Source organism: Pseudomonas sp. 05N433 (assembly GCF_056396925.1).
In genome coordinates this window covers 132,561-150,956 of sequence record NZ_JBFTML010000003.1, presented here as the reverse complement: position 1 = coordinate 150,956, position 18,396 = coordinate 132,561, and the positions used below count along the sequence as shown (strand labels likewise).

Below are 18,396 nucleotides of genomic sequence, written 5' to 3'. Positions count from 1 at the left end.
GACCTGTGGCGAGGGAGCTTGCTCCCGCTCGGCTGCGAAGCAGTCGTAAAACCTGCAAATGAGGTGTGACTGACATATTGTCTGGGGCCGCTGCGCGACCCAGCGGGAGCAAGCTCCCTCGCCACAAAAGCCCCCTCGCCACAGTCAAGAAGCGGTGATCCGCCAAATCCCGAACGGCAGATGCCACGGTTCGATCCGCATGAACTGGTACTTGCCGTGCCAGGTCCAGCGGTGACCGTTCATCAAGTCTTCGCCTTGGGTGCTGGCATCGTCGGGCAGGCCCATTTCCCACAGCGGCAATTCAAAATTCGCTTCCTGGGCGTTATTCGGATCGAGGCTGACGGCCACCAGAATGAAATTGCCGCCATCCTCACTGCGCTTGCCGAAATACAGAATGTTGTCGTTCCAGGCGTTGTAGACCTTCAGGCCCAGATGCGTGTGCAGCGCCGGGTTCTGCCGGCGGATGCGGTTGAGCTGGGCGATTTCGGCAATGATGTTGCCCGGCGCGTTGAAGTCCCGCGGGCGGATCTCGTACTTCTCGGAATTGAGGTACTCCTCCTTGCCCGGCACCGGCGCCGCTTCACACAGCTCGAAGCCCGAATACATGCCCCATAACCCGGAACCCATGGTCGCAAGCGCCGCGCGAATCAGAAAACCGGGGCGCCCGGAGTCATGCAGGAATGCCGGGTTGATGTCCGGCGTATTGACGAAAAAATTCGGCCGGTAGCATTCACGCCATGGCGACTCGTTGAGTTCGGTGAAATAAGTCGCCAGTTCGGTCTTGGTGTTGCGCCAGGTGAAATAGGTGTAGCTCTGGGAGTAACCGACCTTGCCCAGGCGCGCCATCATCGCCGGCGTGGTAAAGGCTTCCGCCAGAAAAATCACCTCGGGGTACAGCGCCCGCACATCGGCGATCAACCACTGCCAGAACGGCAACGGTTTGGTGTGGGGGTTATCAACGCGAAACAGCTTCACGCCCTCTTCGACCCATCCCACCACGATGTCCCGCAATTCAACCCACAGGCTGGGAATCGCATCCACGGCATAGAAATCGACGTTGACGATGTCCTGATATTTCTTCGGCGGGTTCTCGGCGTATTTGATCGTGCCGTCCGGGCGCCAGTTGAACCAGCCCGGATGCTCTTTGAGCCAAGGGTGATCCTGGGAACACTGAATCGCAAAGTCGAGGGCCACTTCCAGCCCATGTTCGGCGGCCGCCGCGACGAGCCGGCGAAAGTCTTCGCGGCTGCCCAGTTCCGAGTGAATCGCCTCATGCCCGCCTTCTTCGCTGCCGATGGCGTAAGGACTGCCCGGGTCGTCGGGGCCGGCGGTCAACGAGTTGTTCGGGCCTTTGCGATAGCTGCGGCCGATCGGGTGGATCGGCGTGAAGTACAGCACGTCGAAGCCCATGTCCTGAATCATCGCTAGCCGCGTATGCACGTCATTAAAGGTGCCATGACGGGCCGGATCATCCGTGATCGAGCGTGGGAACAATTCATACCAACTGGCGAACTGCGCCAACTCCCGCTCCACGTCCACCGGAAATTCAGGACTCAGGCTCACGAAGGGACGATGATCGGCCTGGGCCATCAAGTCCGCGCTGCGTTGGTGCAGAAACAAGGCAACCTGCTCGGTTTCGAGCAGACCGGACAACTCATGGTGCAACGCCGCCAGCTGCTCGCTGAGGAGGCCTTCACTGCGTTCCGCTGCCTGCTTGACGTGCAGGCGCCCTTCCTGCAATTCCAGGCTGACCGACATGCAGGCCCCGTGCTTCTTTTTCAGCTCATAACAAAAACTGGCGTACTGATCGATCCAGGCTTCGATACAGAACGCATAGCGGCCCTGCTTCTTGACACGGAACTGGCCCTGCCAGCCGTTATTGCCCAACTCGACCATCACCTCGCTTTGCCAGGTGTCGTCGCCTTCGGCACGCCAACGGATGCGCACGGCCAGTTTGTCATGACCGTCGGCAAACACTTTGCTGGTCACCACCACGTCCTGATCGACCACGGCTTTAACGGCAAATTGCCCGCCATCGAGGGTCGGCATGGTGTTTTCGATCACGATACGCGGCAGCAGCAACGCCTGGGACAGCGGTATATGCGGGTTGTAGCTTAGTTCTGTGGGTTTTTCAGCGGTCATCGAGCATCTCTCCTTACGCCCCAAGGACGCTCTTGTGCCTGGTCATCACTCACACGAAGCGATCTGCCCCGAGATGAACTCAAGGGTATGAACACACATAAGTTCCGAGCCACAGGCGCCGGCAAAGTTCAGAGGGATTTGCCAGGTCCTTCGAGGAATCAATCCCCTGGGCACGGGTCAACCAACTTAAGCATGACTCACGCCATCTATCGGTTGCACAGAACAATCACCGGCAAATGCGCCCTAACACTTAATGAATCCGCAAAAAGGCCTCCTCCATGACCGTGCGCATCGACAACCAGACCTGCTTCTTCATCACCGAAAACGGCGAAGAAATTCGCCTTTGCCCTGATATCACCATAATCACTGACGAGGAAAAATCCATGTCGGCAGTGGAACTCGACGGCCAGCGCTTCTACATCACCGAAGCAGAAGCCGACGCATTGACCGTAGCAGGTGCTGTGGACGGTCGCCGGCATTTGAAGGCCACGAACAGTGATTCGGTGATTTGACTGACCGGCATCAACACAACCCACCAGCGCCTGACCTAGGTACTTGCAGCCCGCCCTTGCGGGTGCATCAAGTTGTCGCAGGCGGGTGTGGGCAGCCCATCTGATCCGCCTTTTATTGCGCTAGGTGAGTCTGTTATGCAAACAGATCGCTGGTCATAGTGCTCAGGCCTGATGGAGGCTGATGAGCGAAAGACCATGAGCGATAGAATCCCCGTCCGAACCGTTGAACCTGCCTCGTTTATAAAAAACAATGAGCCTTCGCGTCCAAAGATGAAGGCCAAGTCCAGTGACAACCTGATCCACACCCGCAGCTTCACCGGCCTGTTCCGCACCCTGCGCATGAGCGGCGCGGGGTTTCTGTTTCTACTTTTCTTCGGCACGGTGTGGCTGAACTGGGGCGGCCGCCAGGCGGTGCTCTGGGATCTGTCCGAAAGCAAATTCCACATCTTCGGCGCGACCTTCTGGCCGCAGGACTTCATCCTGCTGTCGGCGCTGCTGATCATCGCCGCCTTCGGTTTGTTTGCGATCACCGTGTTCGCAGGCCGGGTCTGGTGCGGTTACACCTGCCCGCAGAGCTCCTGGACCTGGATCTTCATGTGGTGCGAGAAGATCACCGAAGGCGAGCGCAACCAGCGGATCAAGCTGCAAGCCGCGCCCTGGGGCCTGAACAAACTGCTCCGTCGCTCGGCCAAACACACCTTGTGGCTGGCGATCAGCCTGCTCACCGGCCTGACCTTTGTCGGCTACTTCACACCGATCCGGCCCCTGGCCGAAGAGCTGCTGACTTTGCAAATCGGCGGTGTCAGCCTGTTCTGGGTGCTGTTTTTCACCGGTGCCACTTACATCAACGCCGGCTGGCTACGTGAAGCCGTGTGCATGCACATGTGTCCATACGCACGGTTCCAGAGCGTGATGTTCGACAAGGACACCCTGACCATTTCCTACGACGTGGCTCGCGGCGAAAACCGTGGCCCGCGCAAACGTGAAGTGAAACCCGCCGAGGTCGGCCTGGGTGATTGCATCGACTGTCAGGTGTGCGTCCAGGTTTGCCCGACCGGCATCGACATCCGCGATGGCTTGCAGATGGAATGCATCGGTTGCGCCGCGTGCATCGACGCCTGCGATTCGATCATGGACAAAATGGGCTACGCCCGAGGGCTGATCAGCTACACCTCGGAGCATCAATTGCAGGGTGGCAAGACCCACCTGCTGCGCCCGCGCCTGATCGGTTACACCGCGGTGCTGCTGGTGATGATCGGCGCCTTCGCCCTGGCCTTGGTGGAGCGGCCGATGGTGTCGCTGGACGTGAGCAAGGACCGTGGCCTGTTCCGCGAGAACAGTGAAGGTCAGATCGAAAACATCTACAGCCTGAAGGTCATCAACAAGACCCAGCAACGTCAGGAGTACCGTCTGACACTGGTCGACGACGACGGCTTCCAGTTGCAAGGCAAGACCGAACTGAGCCTGGCCGCCGGGGAGATTGTCGATGTGCCGGTGTCGGTGGCGATGACCACGGAACGGCCGAGCAGCAGCTCGCAGACGATCGGCTTCAAGATTGTCGACAGCAATGAGCCGGACATCTATAGCGTGGCCAAGAGCCGGTTTGTTGCACCGATGAACCGTTGAGTCTTTAAGATGCAATCCTTTGTCCTGTGGCGAGGGGGCTTGCCCCCGTTGGGTCGCGAAGCGGCCCCCTACATTATTCAGATATATCGAGCAGTCTGGTTTTACGACTGCTGCGCAGCCGAACGGGGCGATGCGGCGTTCCGACAAGCCCCCTCGCCACAAAATGCACAATTCACTAACCGGGCACTCGATGAAACGCTACGAAAAATTCGCCGACGACATCGCTGAACTGATCCGCTCCGGCGTTCTTGGCCCCGGCCATCGGGTGCCGTCGGTGCGCTACGCCAGCCAGACCTACGGCGTCAGCCCGTCCACGGTGTTCCAGGCCTATTACCTGCTCGAACGTCGCGGCCTGATCCGCGCGCGACCGCGTTCCGGCTACTTCGTCAATGCGCATGCACCAAGCCCGTTCTCGGAGCCGGTGATCAGCAGCCAGGTCAACGAGTCCACCGAAGTCGACGTCAGCGAACTGGTGTTCTCAGTGCTGGACTCGATCAAGGACCCCACCACCGTGCCCTTCGGCTCGGCCTTCCCCAGCCCCACGCTGTTCCCGCTGCAGCGCTTGTCCCGCTCGCTGGCCAGTGCTTCCCGGGAGATGGACCCGCGCATGGTGGTCACCGACATGTCGCCGGGCAACCCGCAACTGCGTCGGCAAATCGCCCTGCGCTACATGGTCGGCGGGCTGATGCTGCCGATGGAGGAACTGCTGATCACCAACGGTGCGCTGGAAGCGCTGAACCTGTGCCTGCAAGCCGTCACCGAGCCTGGCGATCTGGTGGCCATCGAAGCCCCGGCCTTTTACGCCAGCCTGCAAGTGCTGGAACGGCTGAAGCTCAAAGCCGTGGAAATCCCCGTCCACCCGCGAGACGGCATCGACCTCGGCGTACTCGCCCAGACCCTGGAACGGCACCCGATCAAGGCCTGTTGGTGCATGACCAGTTTCCAGAACCCCATGGGCGCGACCATGCCCGAGGCGAAGAAACAGGAACTGGTGGAGTTGTTGCGCAGCCATCAGGTGCCGCTGATCGAGGATGACGTTTACGCCGAGCTCTATTACGGCCAACAGGCGCCGAAACCGGCCAAGGCGTTCGACACCGAAGGGCTGGTGATGCATTGCGGTTCGTTCGCCAAGAGCCTGGCCCCCGGCTACCGCATCGGCTGGGTCGCCGCCGGGCGCTATGCGCAGAAAATCGAACGGCTGAAGCTCATGACCTCGCTATGCGCCTCGATGCCCGCCCAGGCGGCCATCGCCGATTACCTGCAACACGGCGGCTACGATCGGCACCTGCGCAAGCTGCGTTACGCCCTGGAAGAACAGCAAAGTGCCATGCTCGCCGCCATCGCCCGCTACTTCCCGGCCCAAACCCGCGTCAGCCAACCGGCCGGCGGTTACTTCCTGTGGCTGGAACTGCCGCCGCAGATGGATTCGTTGAAGTTGTTTCAGATGGCACTGGCGCAGGGGATCAGCATTGCGCCGGGGCCGATTTTTTCACCGACTCAGCGGTTCAGGAATTGTATTCGGTTGAATTACGGCAGCCCGTGGACCGAGGATTCGGAGAAGGCGATGGAGACGTTGGGGCGGATTGTCAGGTCCTTTTAACAGCAAAAGATCGCGGCGCCCACAGGCGCGTGGGAGCTGCCGAAGGCTGCGATCTTTTGATCTTGCTTCTGATCTTTACCGCCCACCACCAAGATCGACGAAAGTCCCGGTCGCATACGACGCCTTATCCGACAACAACCACACAATCGCCTCCGCCACTTCATCCGGCCGCCCACCGCGGGCCATCGGAATCGCCGATTCCAGCTTGCTGACCCGGTCCGGATCGCCGCTCAATGCATGGAAATCGGTGTAGATGTAACCCGGACGCACCGCATTGACGCGAATCCCCTCGCCCGCCACTTCCTTGGACAGGCCGATGGTGAATGTGTCCAGCGCCCCCTTGGACGCGGCGTAATCCACGTACTCGTTGGGTGAACCCAAACGCGAGGCGACCGAGGAGACGTTGACGATGCTGCCGCCCTGCCCGCCGTGTTTGGGCGACATGCGCAAAATCGCGTGTTTGGCGCAGAGGATCGGCGCCAGGACGTTGGTCTTGAGGATTTTCAGAATGCGGAATTCCGACATTTCGTCGATCCGCGACTTTTGTCCGACGGTGCCGGCGTTGTTCACCAGCGCCGTGACCCGGCCCAGTTCGGTGTCCACCCGATGAAACAGAGCGATCACTTCGTCTTCGATGCTGACGTCGGCACGCACGGCGATGGCTTGGGCACCGCGTGCGCGGACTTGCTCCAGCACACTGAGCGCCGCCTGTTCGTCGGACTGATAATTGATGCAGATCCGATAACCTTGTTCGGCGGCCAACAGGGCCGTGGCGGCGCCGATTCCACGGCTGCCGCCGGTGATGACGATAACTTTGTCCATGCTGGCTTTCCCCCGTTCCTAGCGTAAGCAGTCGGGGCCAAGAATAACCGCCATTGCGCGGTTTTGCATGGACCTGCATCAACCCTGTGATGACAAACCTGTGGCGAGGGAGCTTGCTGTGGTGAGGGGGCTTGCCCCCGTTCGGCTGCGAAGCAGTCGTAAATTCAGGCAACTCGGTGAACATGAAAAATCGAAGAGGGACCGCTTCGCGGTCCAACGGGGGCAAGCCCCCTCACCACAGGCAAGCTCTCCTCACCACAGGGATCAATCAGCCCGTTGCCGATTGCTCCCCGCGGTGTATGTCGACCATGAAGCGATCGGCCGGCAGCGGATGCCCGAGCAGGTAGCCCTGCAACGAGTCGCAGCCCAGCTGGGTCAGGAAGTCTTGCTGGACGCCGGTTTCCACCCCTTCGGCGACGATCCGCAGGCCCAGCGCCTGGCCGAGGGCGACGATGGCCGAGACAATGGCCGCGTCGTCGCTGTCGTGCTCCAGATCGCGGACGAAACCCCGGTCGATCTTCAGTTCATTGGCCGGCAGGCGCTTGAGGTACATCAGGCTCGAATAGCCGGTACCGAAGTCATCGATGGACAGGTCGACGCCCATTTCCGACAGCTCCTGCAACACCGTCATGCTCGCATCGGCGTCGCTCATGGCGGTGGTTTCGGTGATTTCCAGGGTCAGGCTGTTGGCCGGCAGATGATGGGTGGCCAGGGCTCTGGCAACGCTCTGCACCAGCCCCGCGTGGCAGAATTGCAAGGCCGAGAGGTTCACCGCGATACGCCAATCGGTGTAACCGAGCACGTACCACTCGCGCATCTGCCGGCAGGCCTCGTTGAGCACCCACTCGCCAATCGGAATGATCAGCCCGGTCTTCTCTGCAAGGTCAATGAACGTGTCCGGCTGCAGCAGGCCCAGGGTCGGATGCTCCCAGCGCAGCAACGCCTCGGCGCCCACTGGTCGGCCATGACCGGCGTCGAATTTGGGCTGGTAATAAAGTTTGAACTGTTGCTGATCGACGGCACTGCGCAAGTCCTGGAGCAATTGCAGCTGTTTGCGCGCGTTGCTGTTCATCGAGGCGTCGAAGAAGCGATGACCGTTTTTCCCGGCGCCTTTGGCGTGGTACATCGCGGCATCGGCGTTCATCAGCAACTCATCGGCCGTCTGACCGTTGCCTGGATAGAGCGCGATGCCGACACTGGCGGAAATCTGCAAGTCATGTTCGGCGACCCGGAACGAGCGCGCAATCAACCCGACCTGACGCTCCGCCAGGCTCAGCGCATCGTTCGGCTCGTTCAGGCGCACCAGCAACACGAACTCGTCGCCGCCGATCCGCGCCAGGGTGTCCTGGCTACGCAGGTCTTCGCGCAGGCGCAGTGCAACTTCACGCAACAGCTGGTCGCCCATGTGATGGCCGAACGCATCGTTGACCGGTTTGAAGCCGTCCAGATCAATGAACATCAACGCAAAACAGCTGCCCTGCTCCTGCACTTTCGATATGGCCTGATCGATACGGTCGGCCAGCAACATGCGGTTGGGCAAACCGGTCAGGGTGTCGTGCAAGGCCAGTTGAGTGAGTTCACGGTTGGCCACGGTCAGCGAGTGGGCGAGGTCCGCGGTGCGAGCCTCCAGGCGGGCATCGAGGATCGACGTCAGCAAGGCGATGCTCAATATCGCCAAGGTGGTGATCAGCACCAGGCTGTCCAGCCCCTTGCCGTTCAAACCACTGACCGCCGCACCACAGAAACTGCCGGCGGCAAAGCGCGCCGCGGCCATGCCGGTGTAGTGCATGCCGACGATGGCAATGCCCATGATGACTGCAGCACCCGCACGGAACAGGCGAACATGCGGCGTGTGCTGGCGCAGGCGGAAAGCGATCCATAACGCCGCGCCCGACGCGCCGACGGCAATCAGCAACGACGCGCCAAACAGAGTCGGGTCGTAATCGATGCCCGGCTGCATGCGCATGGCGGCCATGCCGGTGTAATGCATGGCGCTGATACCCGCGCCCATGATCAGCGCGCCGAACGCCAGTTGCCAGGCCGGCAGCCGTGGCTGACTGACCAGCCAAAGGGCAAAGCCGCAAGACAGCACCGCGATCAACAGCGACAGTGCCGTGAGGGTGGTGTCGTAGCCCAGGTCGATCGGCAATGTGAACGCAAGCATGCCGATGAAATGCATCGACCACACGCCGATGCCCATCGCAAAAGCGCCGCCCGCCGTCCRTAAATGCACCGCTCGGCCCTTGGCCGTGGCGATGCGTCCGGTGAGGTCAAGCGCGGTATAAGAGGCCAGTATCGCCACGCACAGCGATATGAAAACCAGCGTAAGGGAATAACTACCAATGAGCATGGGATTTCTCGCAACAGCCCCCGCCATACTGTGTTTGTTCTCGGGGAGCAAAGCCGGCGATTGTACTGATTCCGCGGACGAACGCACTCACAAAGTAATCAAAAGGCCATCAAGATGATTGTGGCGAGGGAGCTTGCTCCCGCCGGACGGCGAAGCCGTCCCAAAGATGCTCACGCGTACATTCAGTCAAAACGCATCAATCGGTTTGCGACTGCTTCGCAGCCGAGCGGGAGCAAGCTCCCTCGTCACAGGGATGGGGTTATTGCTTGTCACTCACCTGAAGCTGCCCGTCCCACCCACCGCCCAGCGCGGCAATCAACTGCACGCTGGCAATCAGCCGGCTCTGCAACAGGCTCAGCGCGTTGCGTTCGTTGTTCAACGCCGTAGCCTGAACCACCACCACATCCAGATAAGCGATCAACCCGGCCTTGTACTGATTCCGGGTCAAGCGAAGAGACTCGCGCGCCGCATCCAGAGCTTCCTGGCGCACGACGGCTTCGTCTTCCAGCACCTTGAGCTGCACCAGGTAATTTTCTACCTCGCGAAAACCATCGAGCACGGTCTGGCGGTATTTGGCGACAGTCTCGTCGTAGGCCGCTTCACTGCGATCGACTTCCGCCGAGCGCTGGCCACCGTCGAACAGGGTCATGGCCAGCTGTGGGCCGACCGACCAGAAACGGTTCGGCAGGCTGATCCAGTTGGCGTAAGTGCTACTGCTATAGCCGCCGTTCATGCTCAGGGTCAGGTCCGGGTAGTAGGCCGCCTTCGCCACGCCGATGTTGGCGTTGGCGGCCATCACCGAGCGTTCGGCGGAGGCGATGTCAGGGCGCCGTTCCAGCAACTGCGAAGGCAAGCTCAGCGGCACCTGGGGAAGCGCCGGGATGTCTGGGGTTTCGGCCAGGCTGAATTCGGCCGGTGGCAGGCCGATCAGCACGGCGATGGCGTTCTCGAACTGCGCGCGCTGCCAGATCAGGTCGACCATCTCCGCCTGGGTGGTTTTGAGCTGAGTGGTGGCCTGGGCCACCGCATCCTTGCCGGAAACTCCGGCACGGTATTGGTTTTCGGTCATTTTCAGCGAGCGCTGATAGGCCTCGACTGTCGCTTCCAGCAGGCGTTTCTGCTCATCGATCACCCGCAATTGCAGGTAGTTCTGCACCAGCTCCGATTGCTGGCTCAGGCGCATCGCCGCCAGGTCGGCAAAACTCGCCTGGGCGTTGGCCGTGTCGGCTTCCAGGCCTCGACGCAATTTGCCCCAGATATCGGCTTCCCAACTGACCCCGGCCTGTGCCGAGTAAGTGTCACGGATACCGCTGGACGAACTGCTCAGGCTCGAACTGCTGCTGCCGGTGCCCTGGCTGGAGCGGTTCTTGCTGACGGTCAGGTCCACCGTCGGAAAAAACGCCCCACGGGCACTGCGCACCAAGGCCTGGGCCTGACGGTACTGGGCCTCGGACTGGGCAACGGTCTGATTGGCGCTGTTGAGCTTTTCGATCAGGCCGTTGAGCTGCTGATCGCCATACAGCTCCCACCAGGCACCACGCGCCAACGAATCGCTGGGGTTGGCCTGACGCCAGCCGGCCGCCTCTTTGTACTGCGCAGGTGCGGCGGCTTGCGGGCGCTGGTAATCCGGGCCGATGGCGCAGGCACTGAGCATTGCCACGCACAGCGACAGGCTCAGCAAACGCGAGCCTCGGGCCGTGATCAGCGGTGCAGCCAGGTTGAGAAGCGAACGGTCAGTCATAGCGGAGTTTCCAGAGCAGCATCGGTACGCACCCCACGCCAGCGGTTGAAACGATGGCGCAGTTTGTCGAGATAGAGGTAAACCACCGGGGTGGTGTAAAGGGTCAGCACCTGGCTGAAGACCAGCCCGCCGATGATGGTCAGGCCCAGCGGCTGACGCATTTCCGCCCCTTCGGCGCGGCTCAGCAGCAGCGGCAAGGCACCGAGGATCGCCGCCAGGGTGGTCATCAGAATCGGTCGCAGCCGTTGCAGGCAGGCACTGCGGATCGATTCCAGCGGCTCCAGGCCTTGGTGCCGTTCCAGTTGCAGCGCCAGGTCGATCATCAGAATGGCGTTTTTCTTCACTACACCAATCAACAGGAACAGCCCCAACAAGGAGATCAGGCTGAACTCACCGCCCAGCACATAGATCGACAGCAGCGCGCCGACCCCGGCCGATGGCAAGGTCGAAAGAATGGTCAGCGGATGAATGTAGCTTTCATACAGCACACCCAGCACCAGATACACCGCGACCAGCGCGCCGAGAATCATCCACGGCTGGCTCTTCTGTGCGGCGGCGAAGGCGTCGGCGGTGCCGGCCATTTTCGCGATCACGTCTTCCGGCAGGCCGAGTTTGGCAATCGCCCGCTCGATGGCCGCCGAGCCCTGCTCCACCRTCACCCCTTCGGCCATGTCGAAGGCGATGCTTTCCGAAGCGAACTGGCCTTCGTGGCTGACCCGGTCGTTTTCCAGGCTGCTCTCATAGTGGGCGATGGTCGACAACGGAATTCGCGCGCCGTCGGCAGTGATCACTTTGACCTGGTTCAGGGTGACCGGGTCCTGGGCGTATTTCGGATTGACCTCCATCACCACCTGATACTGGTTGAGGCTGTCGTAGATCGTCGAAATCTGCCGCTGGCTATAGGCGTTGTTCAGCACCGCCGTGACCATGTTCATGTCCACGCCCAGCCGCTTGGCCTGATCGCGATCGACGATCAGCGTCACTTGCTGGGCGCCACGGCCTTCACGGGCGTCAATCGCCGTCAGCTCAGGCAGGGCCTTGAAGGCGGCAACGACTTTCGGATACCACTCGCGTAACGCACCGAGATCGCCACTTTGCAGGATGTAGGAATACTGCGAGGTGGTCTGCTCGCGACCGCCGCCGAATTGCAGGTCCTGGTCGGCCATCAGCATCAGTTGCGCACCGGGCACCTTGGGCATTTCCTTGCGCAAACGCTCGATGACTTTCTGCGCGGACAGGTTGCGTTCCTTGATCGGCTTGAGCCGCACCAGCATGAACGCGTTATTGGTGCCATTGTTGCCACCGATGAACCCTGCAACGCTTTGCACCGCGTTGTCCTTGAGCACGGCGCGGCGGAAGGTTTCCATCTTCGGCTGCATCACGCTGAACGACAGGCCATTATCGCCACGCACGAAACCGATCAGCTGGCCGGTGTCTTGCTGGGGAAGAAAGGTTTTAGGAACAACAACATACAGCGCAATGTTTACGCCAATCGTCACGAACAGACTGAGCAAGGTCAGTCGACGATGACGCAGCACCCAGTCGAGGCTGGTGGCGTATTTGCCGACCATCCACTCATTGGCCCGCTGGCTCCAGCGTTGCAAACGGTTTTCCTGCCCCGGCGTATGCGGCTTCAGCCAGCGCGCACAAAGCATTGGCGTCAGCGTCAGCGACACCAGCAGCGACACCACGATGGCCGCCGCCAGGGTGATGGAAAACTCGCGGAACAGGCTTTCGATGATCCCGCCCATGAACAGGATCGACAGGAACACCGCCACCAGCGAGACGTTCATCGACAGCAGCGTGAAGCCGACTTCCTGCGCCCCGAGGTACGCGGCCTTCATCGGCGGTACGCCCTTGTCGATGTGCCGGGAAATGTTCTCCAGCACCACGATGGCATCGTCCACCACCAGCCCGGTGGCCAGAATCAGCGCCATCAGCGACAGGTTGTTCAGGGAGAAGCCGTAGAGGTACATCACCGCAAACGTGCCCACCAGTGACACCGGCACCGCCAGGGTCGGAATCAAAGAGGCGCGAAAGTTACCGAGGAACAGGAACACCACCAGAATCACCAGCGCCACGGCAATCAACAGGGTCATTTCCGCTTCGTGCAGGGTGGCCTTGATCACCGGCGAACGGTCCATCGCCAGGTTCAGCTTGACGCTGGCCGGCAGCACCGCCTGCAATGCCGGCAACTGCGCCTTGATCTCGTTGACCGTCTCGATGATGTTGGCGCCGGCCTGGCGGTTGATCACCAGCAAGACTGCCGCGTCATCGTTGAAGAACCCGCTGTTGTAGCGGTCCTCGACGCTGTCGCTGACCTTGGCCACATCCTTCAATCGCAGGGCTGCGCCGTCTGCGTAGTGAATGATCAGCGACTCGTAATCCTTGGCCTTTTCCAGTTGATCGTTGGCCTGGACCTGCCACAACCGCTGGCCGTCTTCGACCGAGCCCTTGGGCCGGCGCACGTTGGCGTTGGCGATGGTGGTGCGCACATCGTCCAGTGCCACGCCGTACTGGTTGAGCGCCTGGGGTTCGAGCTCGATGCGCACCGCCGGCAACGAACTGCCGCCGATCTGCACTTCACCTACGCCCTGCACCTGAGACAGGCTCTGGGACAAAATGGTCGAGGCCAAATCGTAGAGCTGGCCTTTTTCCAACACATCCGAGGTCAGCGACAGCACCATGATCGGCGCTTGCGATGGGTTGACCTTCTTGTAAGTCGGCATGCTGCGCATTCCGCTGGGCAGCAGGTTGCGCGAGGCGTTGATCGCCGCCTGCACTTCCCGCGCCGCGCCGTTGATGTCGCGGTCCAGGTCGAACTGCAGAATCACCCGGGTCGAGCCCTGGCTGGAGCGGCTGCTCATGGTGTTGACCCCGGCGATGGTGCCGAAGGAACGCTCCAGCGGCGTGGCCACGGTTGAGGCCATGACCTCCGGGCTCGCACCAGGCAGACTGGCCTGAACCACGATCACCGGGAAATCCATCTGCGGCAGCGGCGATACCGGCAACAGGCCGAAACTCACGCCGCCCAGCAACATGATCGCCAGGCTCAGCAACATCGTCGCGACCGGGCGCTTGATGAAAGGTCCGGACAGGTTCATGGCTGCTCTACCGGTTCCACGGACTCGGGCTTATGGCCCCAGCGCCGCCCGAGGCGGTCGAAGTACAAGTAGATGACAGGCGTGGTGAACAGCGTCAGCACCTGACTCACCAGCAAGCCACCGACCATCACCAGACCCAGCGGCTGGCGCAACTCCGCGCCAGAACCGGTGGCGAGCATCAGCGGCACCGCGCCGAACAATGCCGCCAGGGTGGTCATCAGAATCGGCCGGAAACGCAACAGCGCCGCCTGATAGATCGCAGCCTGCGGGTCCATGCCCTGATTACGTTCAGCCTCGAGGGCGAAGTCGATCATCATGATCGCGTTCTTTTTCACGATACCGATCAGCAAGATGATGCCGATGATCGCGATCATCCCCAGGTCATTACCGCTCAACAGCAGCGCCAGCAAGGCGCCGACCGCCGCCGAGGGCAAGGTCGAGAGGATGGTGATCGGGTGAATGTAGCTCTCGTAGAGCACGCCGAGCACGATGTACATGGTCACCACCGCCGCCAGAATCAGCAGCAAGGTGCTCGACAGCGACGCCTGGAACGCTTCGGCCGCGCCCTGGAACTGGGTCTGCACGCCAATCGGCATACCGATGTCTTTCTGCACCTGATCGATGATCTGCACCGCATGCCCCAACGCCACGCCGGGCGCCAGGTTGAACGACATCATCACCGCCGGGAACTGGCCGATGTGGGTGATCGCCAGCTGCGCCTGACGCTCCTCGACATGCGCCAGGCTGGACAGGCGCACTTGCCCGCCATCGGTGGTCTTGACGTGAATCTGGTTCAGCGCATCGGGGCCGATCTTCTCGCCGGACTGCGATTGCAGCACCACGCGGTACTGGCTGGCCTGGGTGTAAATGGTGGAAATCTGCCGCTGGCCGAAGGCGTCGTAGAGCGCGTCAGTGATGTTCGACACCGATACGCCAACCCGCGACGCCGCATCGCGGTCGATCACCAGATAAACCTGCAAACCCTTGTCCTGCAAATCGCTGGCGACATCGGTCAGTTCCGGCCGTTGCGCCAGGGCTTCGACCAGACGCCCGCTCCACAAGCCAAGCAACTCGGCATCCGGCGACGACATGCTGAACTGGTACTGCGTACGGCTGACCCGATCTTCGATGGTCAGGTCCTGCACCGGCTGCATGAACAGGCGAATGCCGACCAGCTTGTCCAGCTCCGGTTGCAAGCGGGCAATGACTTGGGTGGCGCTCAGGTTGCGGTGGCCGTGGGACTTGAGGTTGATCAGTAACCGGCCGCTGTTGAGCGTCGAGTTATCACCGTCGACGCCAATATAGGACGACAGGCTTTCGACCGCAGGGTCAGCCAGAATCACCTTGGCCAATTCCTGCTGGCGCTCGCTCATCGCCGCGAAGGAAATCGACTGTGGCGCCTCGGAAATCCCCTGGATCACCCCGGTGTCCTGCACCGGGAAGAAACCCTTGGGCACCACCATGTACAGGAATACGGTCAATGCCAGCGTGCCGATGGCAACCAGCAAGGTCAGCGGCTGATGCTTGAGCACCCACTGCAACTTGCGCCCGTAGGCGGCGATCATCCAGTCGATGGTCGCGCCACTGGAGCGGTAGAACCAGCCCTGATCTTTTTCCTTGGGCTCACGCTTGAGCAACCGCGCGCACATCATCGGCGTCAGGGTCAGGGACACCACCAGCGAAATCAGGATCGCCACCGCCAACGTGATCGCGAACTCGCGGAACAAACGCCCCACCACGTCGGCCATGAACAGCAACGGAATCAGCACCGCGATCAACGACAGGGTCAGGGAAATCAGGGTGAAGCCGATCTGCTTGGCACCCTTGAGCGCCGCTTGCAGCGGGCTGTCGCCCTCTTCGATGAAGCGGGAAATGTTCTCCAGCATGACGATCGCATCATCCACCACGAAACCGGTGGCGATGGTCAGCGCCATCAGGGTCAGGTTGTTGACCGAAAACCCGGCGAGGTACATCACGCCGAAGGTGCCGATCAACGACAGCGGCACCGCCACCGACGGAATGATCGTGGCACTGGCCCGCCGCAGGAACAGGAACGTGACCATCACCACCAGGGCGATGGCGATCAGCAGTTCGTGTTGCACGTCGGTGACCGAGGCGCGGATGGTCTGGGTGCGGTCGGTGAGCACCGTGACGTCGAGGCCGGCCGGCAGGTTGTCGGTGATGCTCGGCAGCAAGGCCTTGATCCGGTCGACCACCTCGATGACATTGGCGCCGGGCTGACGCTGGATGTTCAGCAGCACGGCCTGGTTTTCATTGGCCCATGCCGCCAGGCGTTCGTTCTCGGCGCCATCGACGATTTGTGCCACGTCCTTGAGCCGTAACGGCGCGCCGTTTTTATAGGCCAGAATCAGGTTGGCGTAGTCCTTGGGCGACGTCAGCTGGTCGTTGGCGTCGAGCATCGACACCCGGGTCGGGCCGTCGAAATTGCCCTTGGGCTGGTTGACGTTGGAGGCACCGATCAAGGTGCGCACGTCCGACAGGTTCAGGCCGTTGGCCGCCAGGGCCTCGGGGTTGACCTTGATCCGCACCGCCTGACGCTGACCGCCGGCAATGCTGACCATGCCGACGCCGCTGATCTGGGCGATTTTCTGCGCCATACGGGTGTCGACCAAGTCATTGAGCTTGGGCAGCAGCATGGTTTTGGAAGTGATGGCCAGGGTCAGCACCGGGGTATCCGCCGGGTTGACCTTGTTGTACACCGGCGGCGCGGGCAGATCCTTGGGCAGCAAATTGGTCGCGGCGTTGATCGCCGCCTGCACCTGCTGCTCGGCGACATCCATGTTGATGTCGAGGCTGAACCGCAGGGTCAGCACCGAAGCGCCGCCGGAACTGGTCGAAGCCATCTGGGTCAGGCCGGGCATCTGGCCGAACTGACGCTCCAGCGGCGCAGTCACGGCGCTGGTCATGACATCCGGGCTGGCGCCGGGATAGAGCGTCATGACGCGGATGGTCGGGTAATCGACCTGGGGCAATGCCGACACCGGCAGCAGCCGATAAGCGATCACACCGGCCAGGATAATGGCCAGCATGCTCAGGGTCGTGGCGACCGGGCGAAGGATGAACAGCCGCGAGATGTTCATGCGCCGCCCTTTTTCGCCTTGTCGGTGGCCGCCGGCTCGCCTGGGGTCGCCGCCGATTTGCCTTGCAGATGTTCGGTCGGAGTGGTCGGTACATCCTTGCTGTCGTTGACCACCTCCACTTCACTGCCGTCCTTCAGGCGGTCGGTGCCTTCCAGCACCACCCGATCACCGATGGCCAGGCCTTCGGTGATCACGGTGTTTTCCCCGTCACTGGCGCCGACTTTCAACTGGCGGATGGTGACCTTCTTGTCGCCGTCCAGCGCATAGACGAATGTGCCGTTGGTGCCGAACTGGATCGCCGCCGAGGGTGCAAGCACCACATCTTTAAGGGTATCGGCCAGCAGGTGCACGTTGACGAACTGATTGGGGAACAGCGCTTGATCGCGGTTCTCGTAGCGGGCCTTGAATTTCAGGGTGCCGGTGGTGACGTCGATCTGGTTATCGAGGCTSTGCAACACGCCGGTGGCCTGCAATTGGGTGTCGCCGCGGTCCCAGGCTTCGGCGGGCAGCTTGGCGCCGGTGCGATAGCGGGTCAGCACGGTGTCCAGGCTGTTTTCCGGCAAGGTAAAGGCCACGCTGATCGGTTGGGTCTGGGTGATGATCACCAGCGCCGTGGTGTCGTTGGCCGCCACAAGGTTGCCGACGTCCAGCTGCCGCAGACCCACACGCCCGGTGATCGGAGCGCGGATCTTGGTGAATTCGAGATTGAGCTTGGCGTCGTTGACCGCCGCCTGATTGGTCTTGACCGTACCCTGATACTGGGCGACCAGCGCTTCGGCGGTGTCCAGGGTTTGCTTGGCGATACTGTCTTCGCGGTACAGGCCACGATAACGCTCGACGTCGACCTGGGCGTTTTTCAATTGCGCCTGATTCTGCAGCAAGGTGCCTTCGGCCTGGAGCAAGGCATTCTGATAAGGACGTGGATCGATCTCGGCCAGCAGGTCACCCGCCTTGACCATCTGCCCTTCTTCGAAATAGACCTTGACCAGTTCGCCACCGACGCGGCTGCGCACATTGATGGTGTTCAGCGCCGTGACCGTGCCCAGCGCCTTGTAATACAGCGGAAAATCGCCTTTGACCACCGGCGCCACGCGCACCGGAACCGGTCCCGTCGCCCCGCCGAATCCTGGACGCATCCCCCCCGACCGACCGGTATGCCCGGCAACGGCTTTCTGCCCTGCGCCCTCCTTCGGGCTGCTGCCAGCGGGCCAGAACTTCCAGCACAGGCCGACGATGACCAACAGGACAAGCAGGCCGAACAGCCAGCGACGAGGATTGCGGGAAGCGGAGGATTGCATGGAATGATCAACCATTGGGCGCGTGCGCTTTTTTCTACGGGAGGCTGAACGATAAGCACTGGCGGGTATTAAGCAAAGCGCCTTTACCGGCAATTTACCT

At 61.4% G+C, this 18,396-nt stretch carries 10 protein-coding genes; 3 read left to right on the top strand and 7 right to left on the bottom strand.

Annotated features, from left to right (window positions below):
- Positions 1–144 precede the first annotated feature (144 nt).
- Positions 145–2,142, bottom strand: a complete 1,998-nt coding sequence (locus AC1DIS_RS02280; RefSeq protein WP_477743007.1) for an alpha-1,4-glucan--maltose-1-phosphate maltosyltransferase — start codon at positions 2,140–2,142, stop codon at positions 145–147.
- Between the two features lie 278 nt (positions 2,143–2,420).
- On the opposite strand from AC1DIS_RS02280, the gene AC1DIS_RS02275 reads away from it, so the two are divergent.
- From AC1DIS_RS02275 to mapR, 3 genes are all read left to right on the top strand, one after another.
- Complete coding sequence (locus AC1DIS_RS02275) at positions 2,421–2,654, top strand: DUF3203 family protein (RefSeq protein ID WP_018926132.1); 234 nt, start codon at positions 2,421–2,423, stop codon at positions 2,652–2,654.
- A 195-nt stretch (positions 2,655–2,849) separates the two neighbouring features.
- A complete protein-coding gene (gene ccoG / locus AC1DIS_RS02270; protein WP_477743006.1) occupies positions 2,850–4,280 on the top strand; it encodes a cytochrome c oxidase accessory protein CcoG in 1,431 nt (476 codons plus the stop codon).
- Between the two features lie 190 nt (positions 4,281–4,470).
- Positions 4,471–5,880, top strand: coding sequence for a GntR family transcriptional regulator MpaR (gene mapR / locus AC1DIS_RS02265; protein WP_018926134.1), 1,410 nt, complete (start codon positions 4,471–4,473; stop codon positions 5,878–5,880).
- Positions 5,881–5,955: 75 nt separating this feature from the next.
- Here the strand turns inward: mapR and AC1DIS_RS02260 are convergent, their stop codons facing one another.
- The 6 genes from AC1DIS_RS02260 to AC1DIS_RS02235 form a co-directional block, all read right to left on the bottom strand.
- Positions 5,956–6,702 carry an SDR family oxidoreductase gene (locus AC1DIS_RS02260; protein WP_018926135.1) on the bottom strand — a complete coding sequence of 249 codons (747 nt, stop codon included), beginning with the start codon at positions 6,700–6,702 and terminating at the stop codon, positions 5,956–5,958.
- 268 nt (positions 6,703–6,970) lie between these two features.
- Complete coding sequence (locus AC1DIS_RS02255) at positions 6,971–9,052, bottom strand: putative bifunctional diguanylate cyclase/phosphodiesterase (protein WP_477780739.1); 2,082 nt, start codon at positions 9,050–9,052, stop codon at positions 6,971–6,973.
- 259 nt (positions 9,053–9,311) lie between these two features.
- Positions 9,312–10,793: an efflux transporter outer membrane subunit gene (locus AC1DIS_RS02250; RefSeq protein ID WP_018926137.1), complete on the bottom strand. Its 1,482-nt coding sequence runs from the start codon at positions 10,791–10,793 to the stop codon at positions 9,312–9,314.
- Positions 10,790–13,897, bottom strand: coding sequence for an efflux RND transporter permease subunit (locus AC1DIS_RS02245; protein WP_477780738.1), 3,108 nt, complete (start codon positions 13,895–13,897; stop codon positions 10,790–10,792). The genes AC1DIS_RS02250 and AC1DIS_RS02245 overlap by 4 nt, the downstream gene beginning before the upstream one ends.
- Positions 13,894–16,998, bottom strand: a complete 3,105-nt coding sequence (locus AC1DIS_RS02240; protein WP_477743003.1) for an MdtB/MuxB family multidrug efflux RND transporter permease subunit — start codon at positions 16,996–16,998, stop codon at positions 13,894–13,896. Before AC1DIS_RS02240 ends, AC1DIS_RS02245 begins: the two co-directional genes overlap by 4 nt.
- Complete coding sequence (locus tag AC1DIS_RS02235) at positions 16,995–18,311, bottom strand: MdtA/MuxA family multidrug efflux RND transporter periplasmic adaptor subunit (protein ID WP_477780737.1); 1,317 nt, start codon at positions 18,309–18,311, stop codon at positions 16,995–16,997. Before AC1DIS_RS02235 ends, AC1DIS_RS02240 begins: the two co-directional genes overlap by 4 nt.
- Positions 18,312–18,396: the final 85 nt, after the last annotated feature.

Coding starts and splice junctions, on each gene's coding strand:
- AC1DIS_RS02280 (WP_477743007.1), bottom strand. CDS start 2,142: ATGACCGCTGAAAAACCCACAGAACTAAGCTACAACCCGCATATACCG.
- AC1DIS_RS02275 (WP_018926132.1), top strand. CDS start 2,421: ATGACCGTGCGCATCGACAACCAGACCTGCTTCTTCATCACCGAAAAC.
- ccoG (WP_477743006.1), top strand. CDS start 2,850: ATGAGCGATAGAATCCCCGTCCGAACCGTTGAACCTGCCTCGTTTATA.
- mapR (WP_018926134.1), top strand. CDS start 4,471: ATGAAACGCTACGAAAAATTCGCCGACGACATCGCTGAACTGATCCGC.
- AC1DIS_RS02260 (WP_018926135.1), bottom strand. CDS start 6,702: ATGGACAAAGTTATCGTCATCACCGGCGGCAGCCGTGGAATCGGCGCC.
- AC1DIS_RS02250 (WP_018926137.1), bottom strand. CDS start 10,793: ATGACTGACCGTTCGCTTCTCAACCTGGCTGCACCGCTGATCACGGCC.
- AC1DIS_RS02240 (WP_477743003.1), bottom strand. CDS start 16,998: ATGAACATCTCGCGGCTGTTCATCCTTCGCCCGGTCGCCACGACCCTG.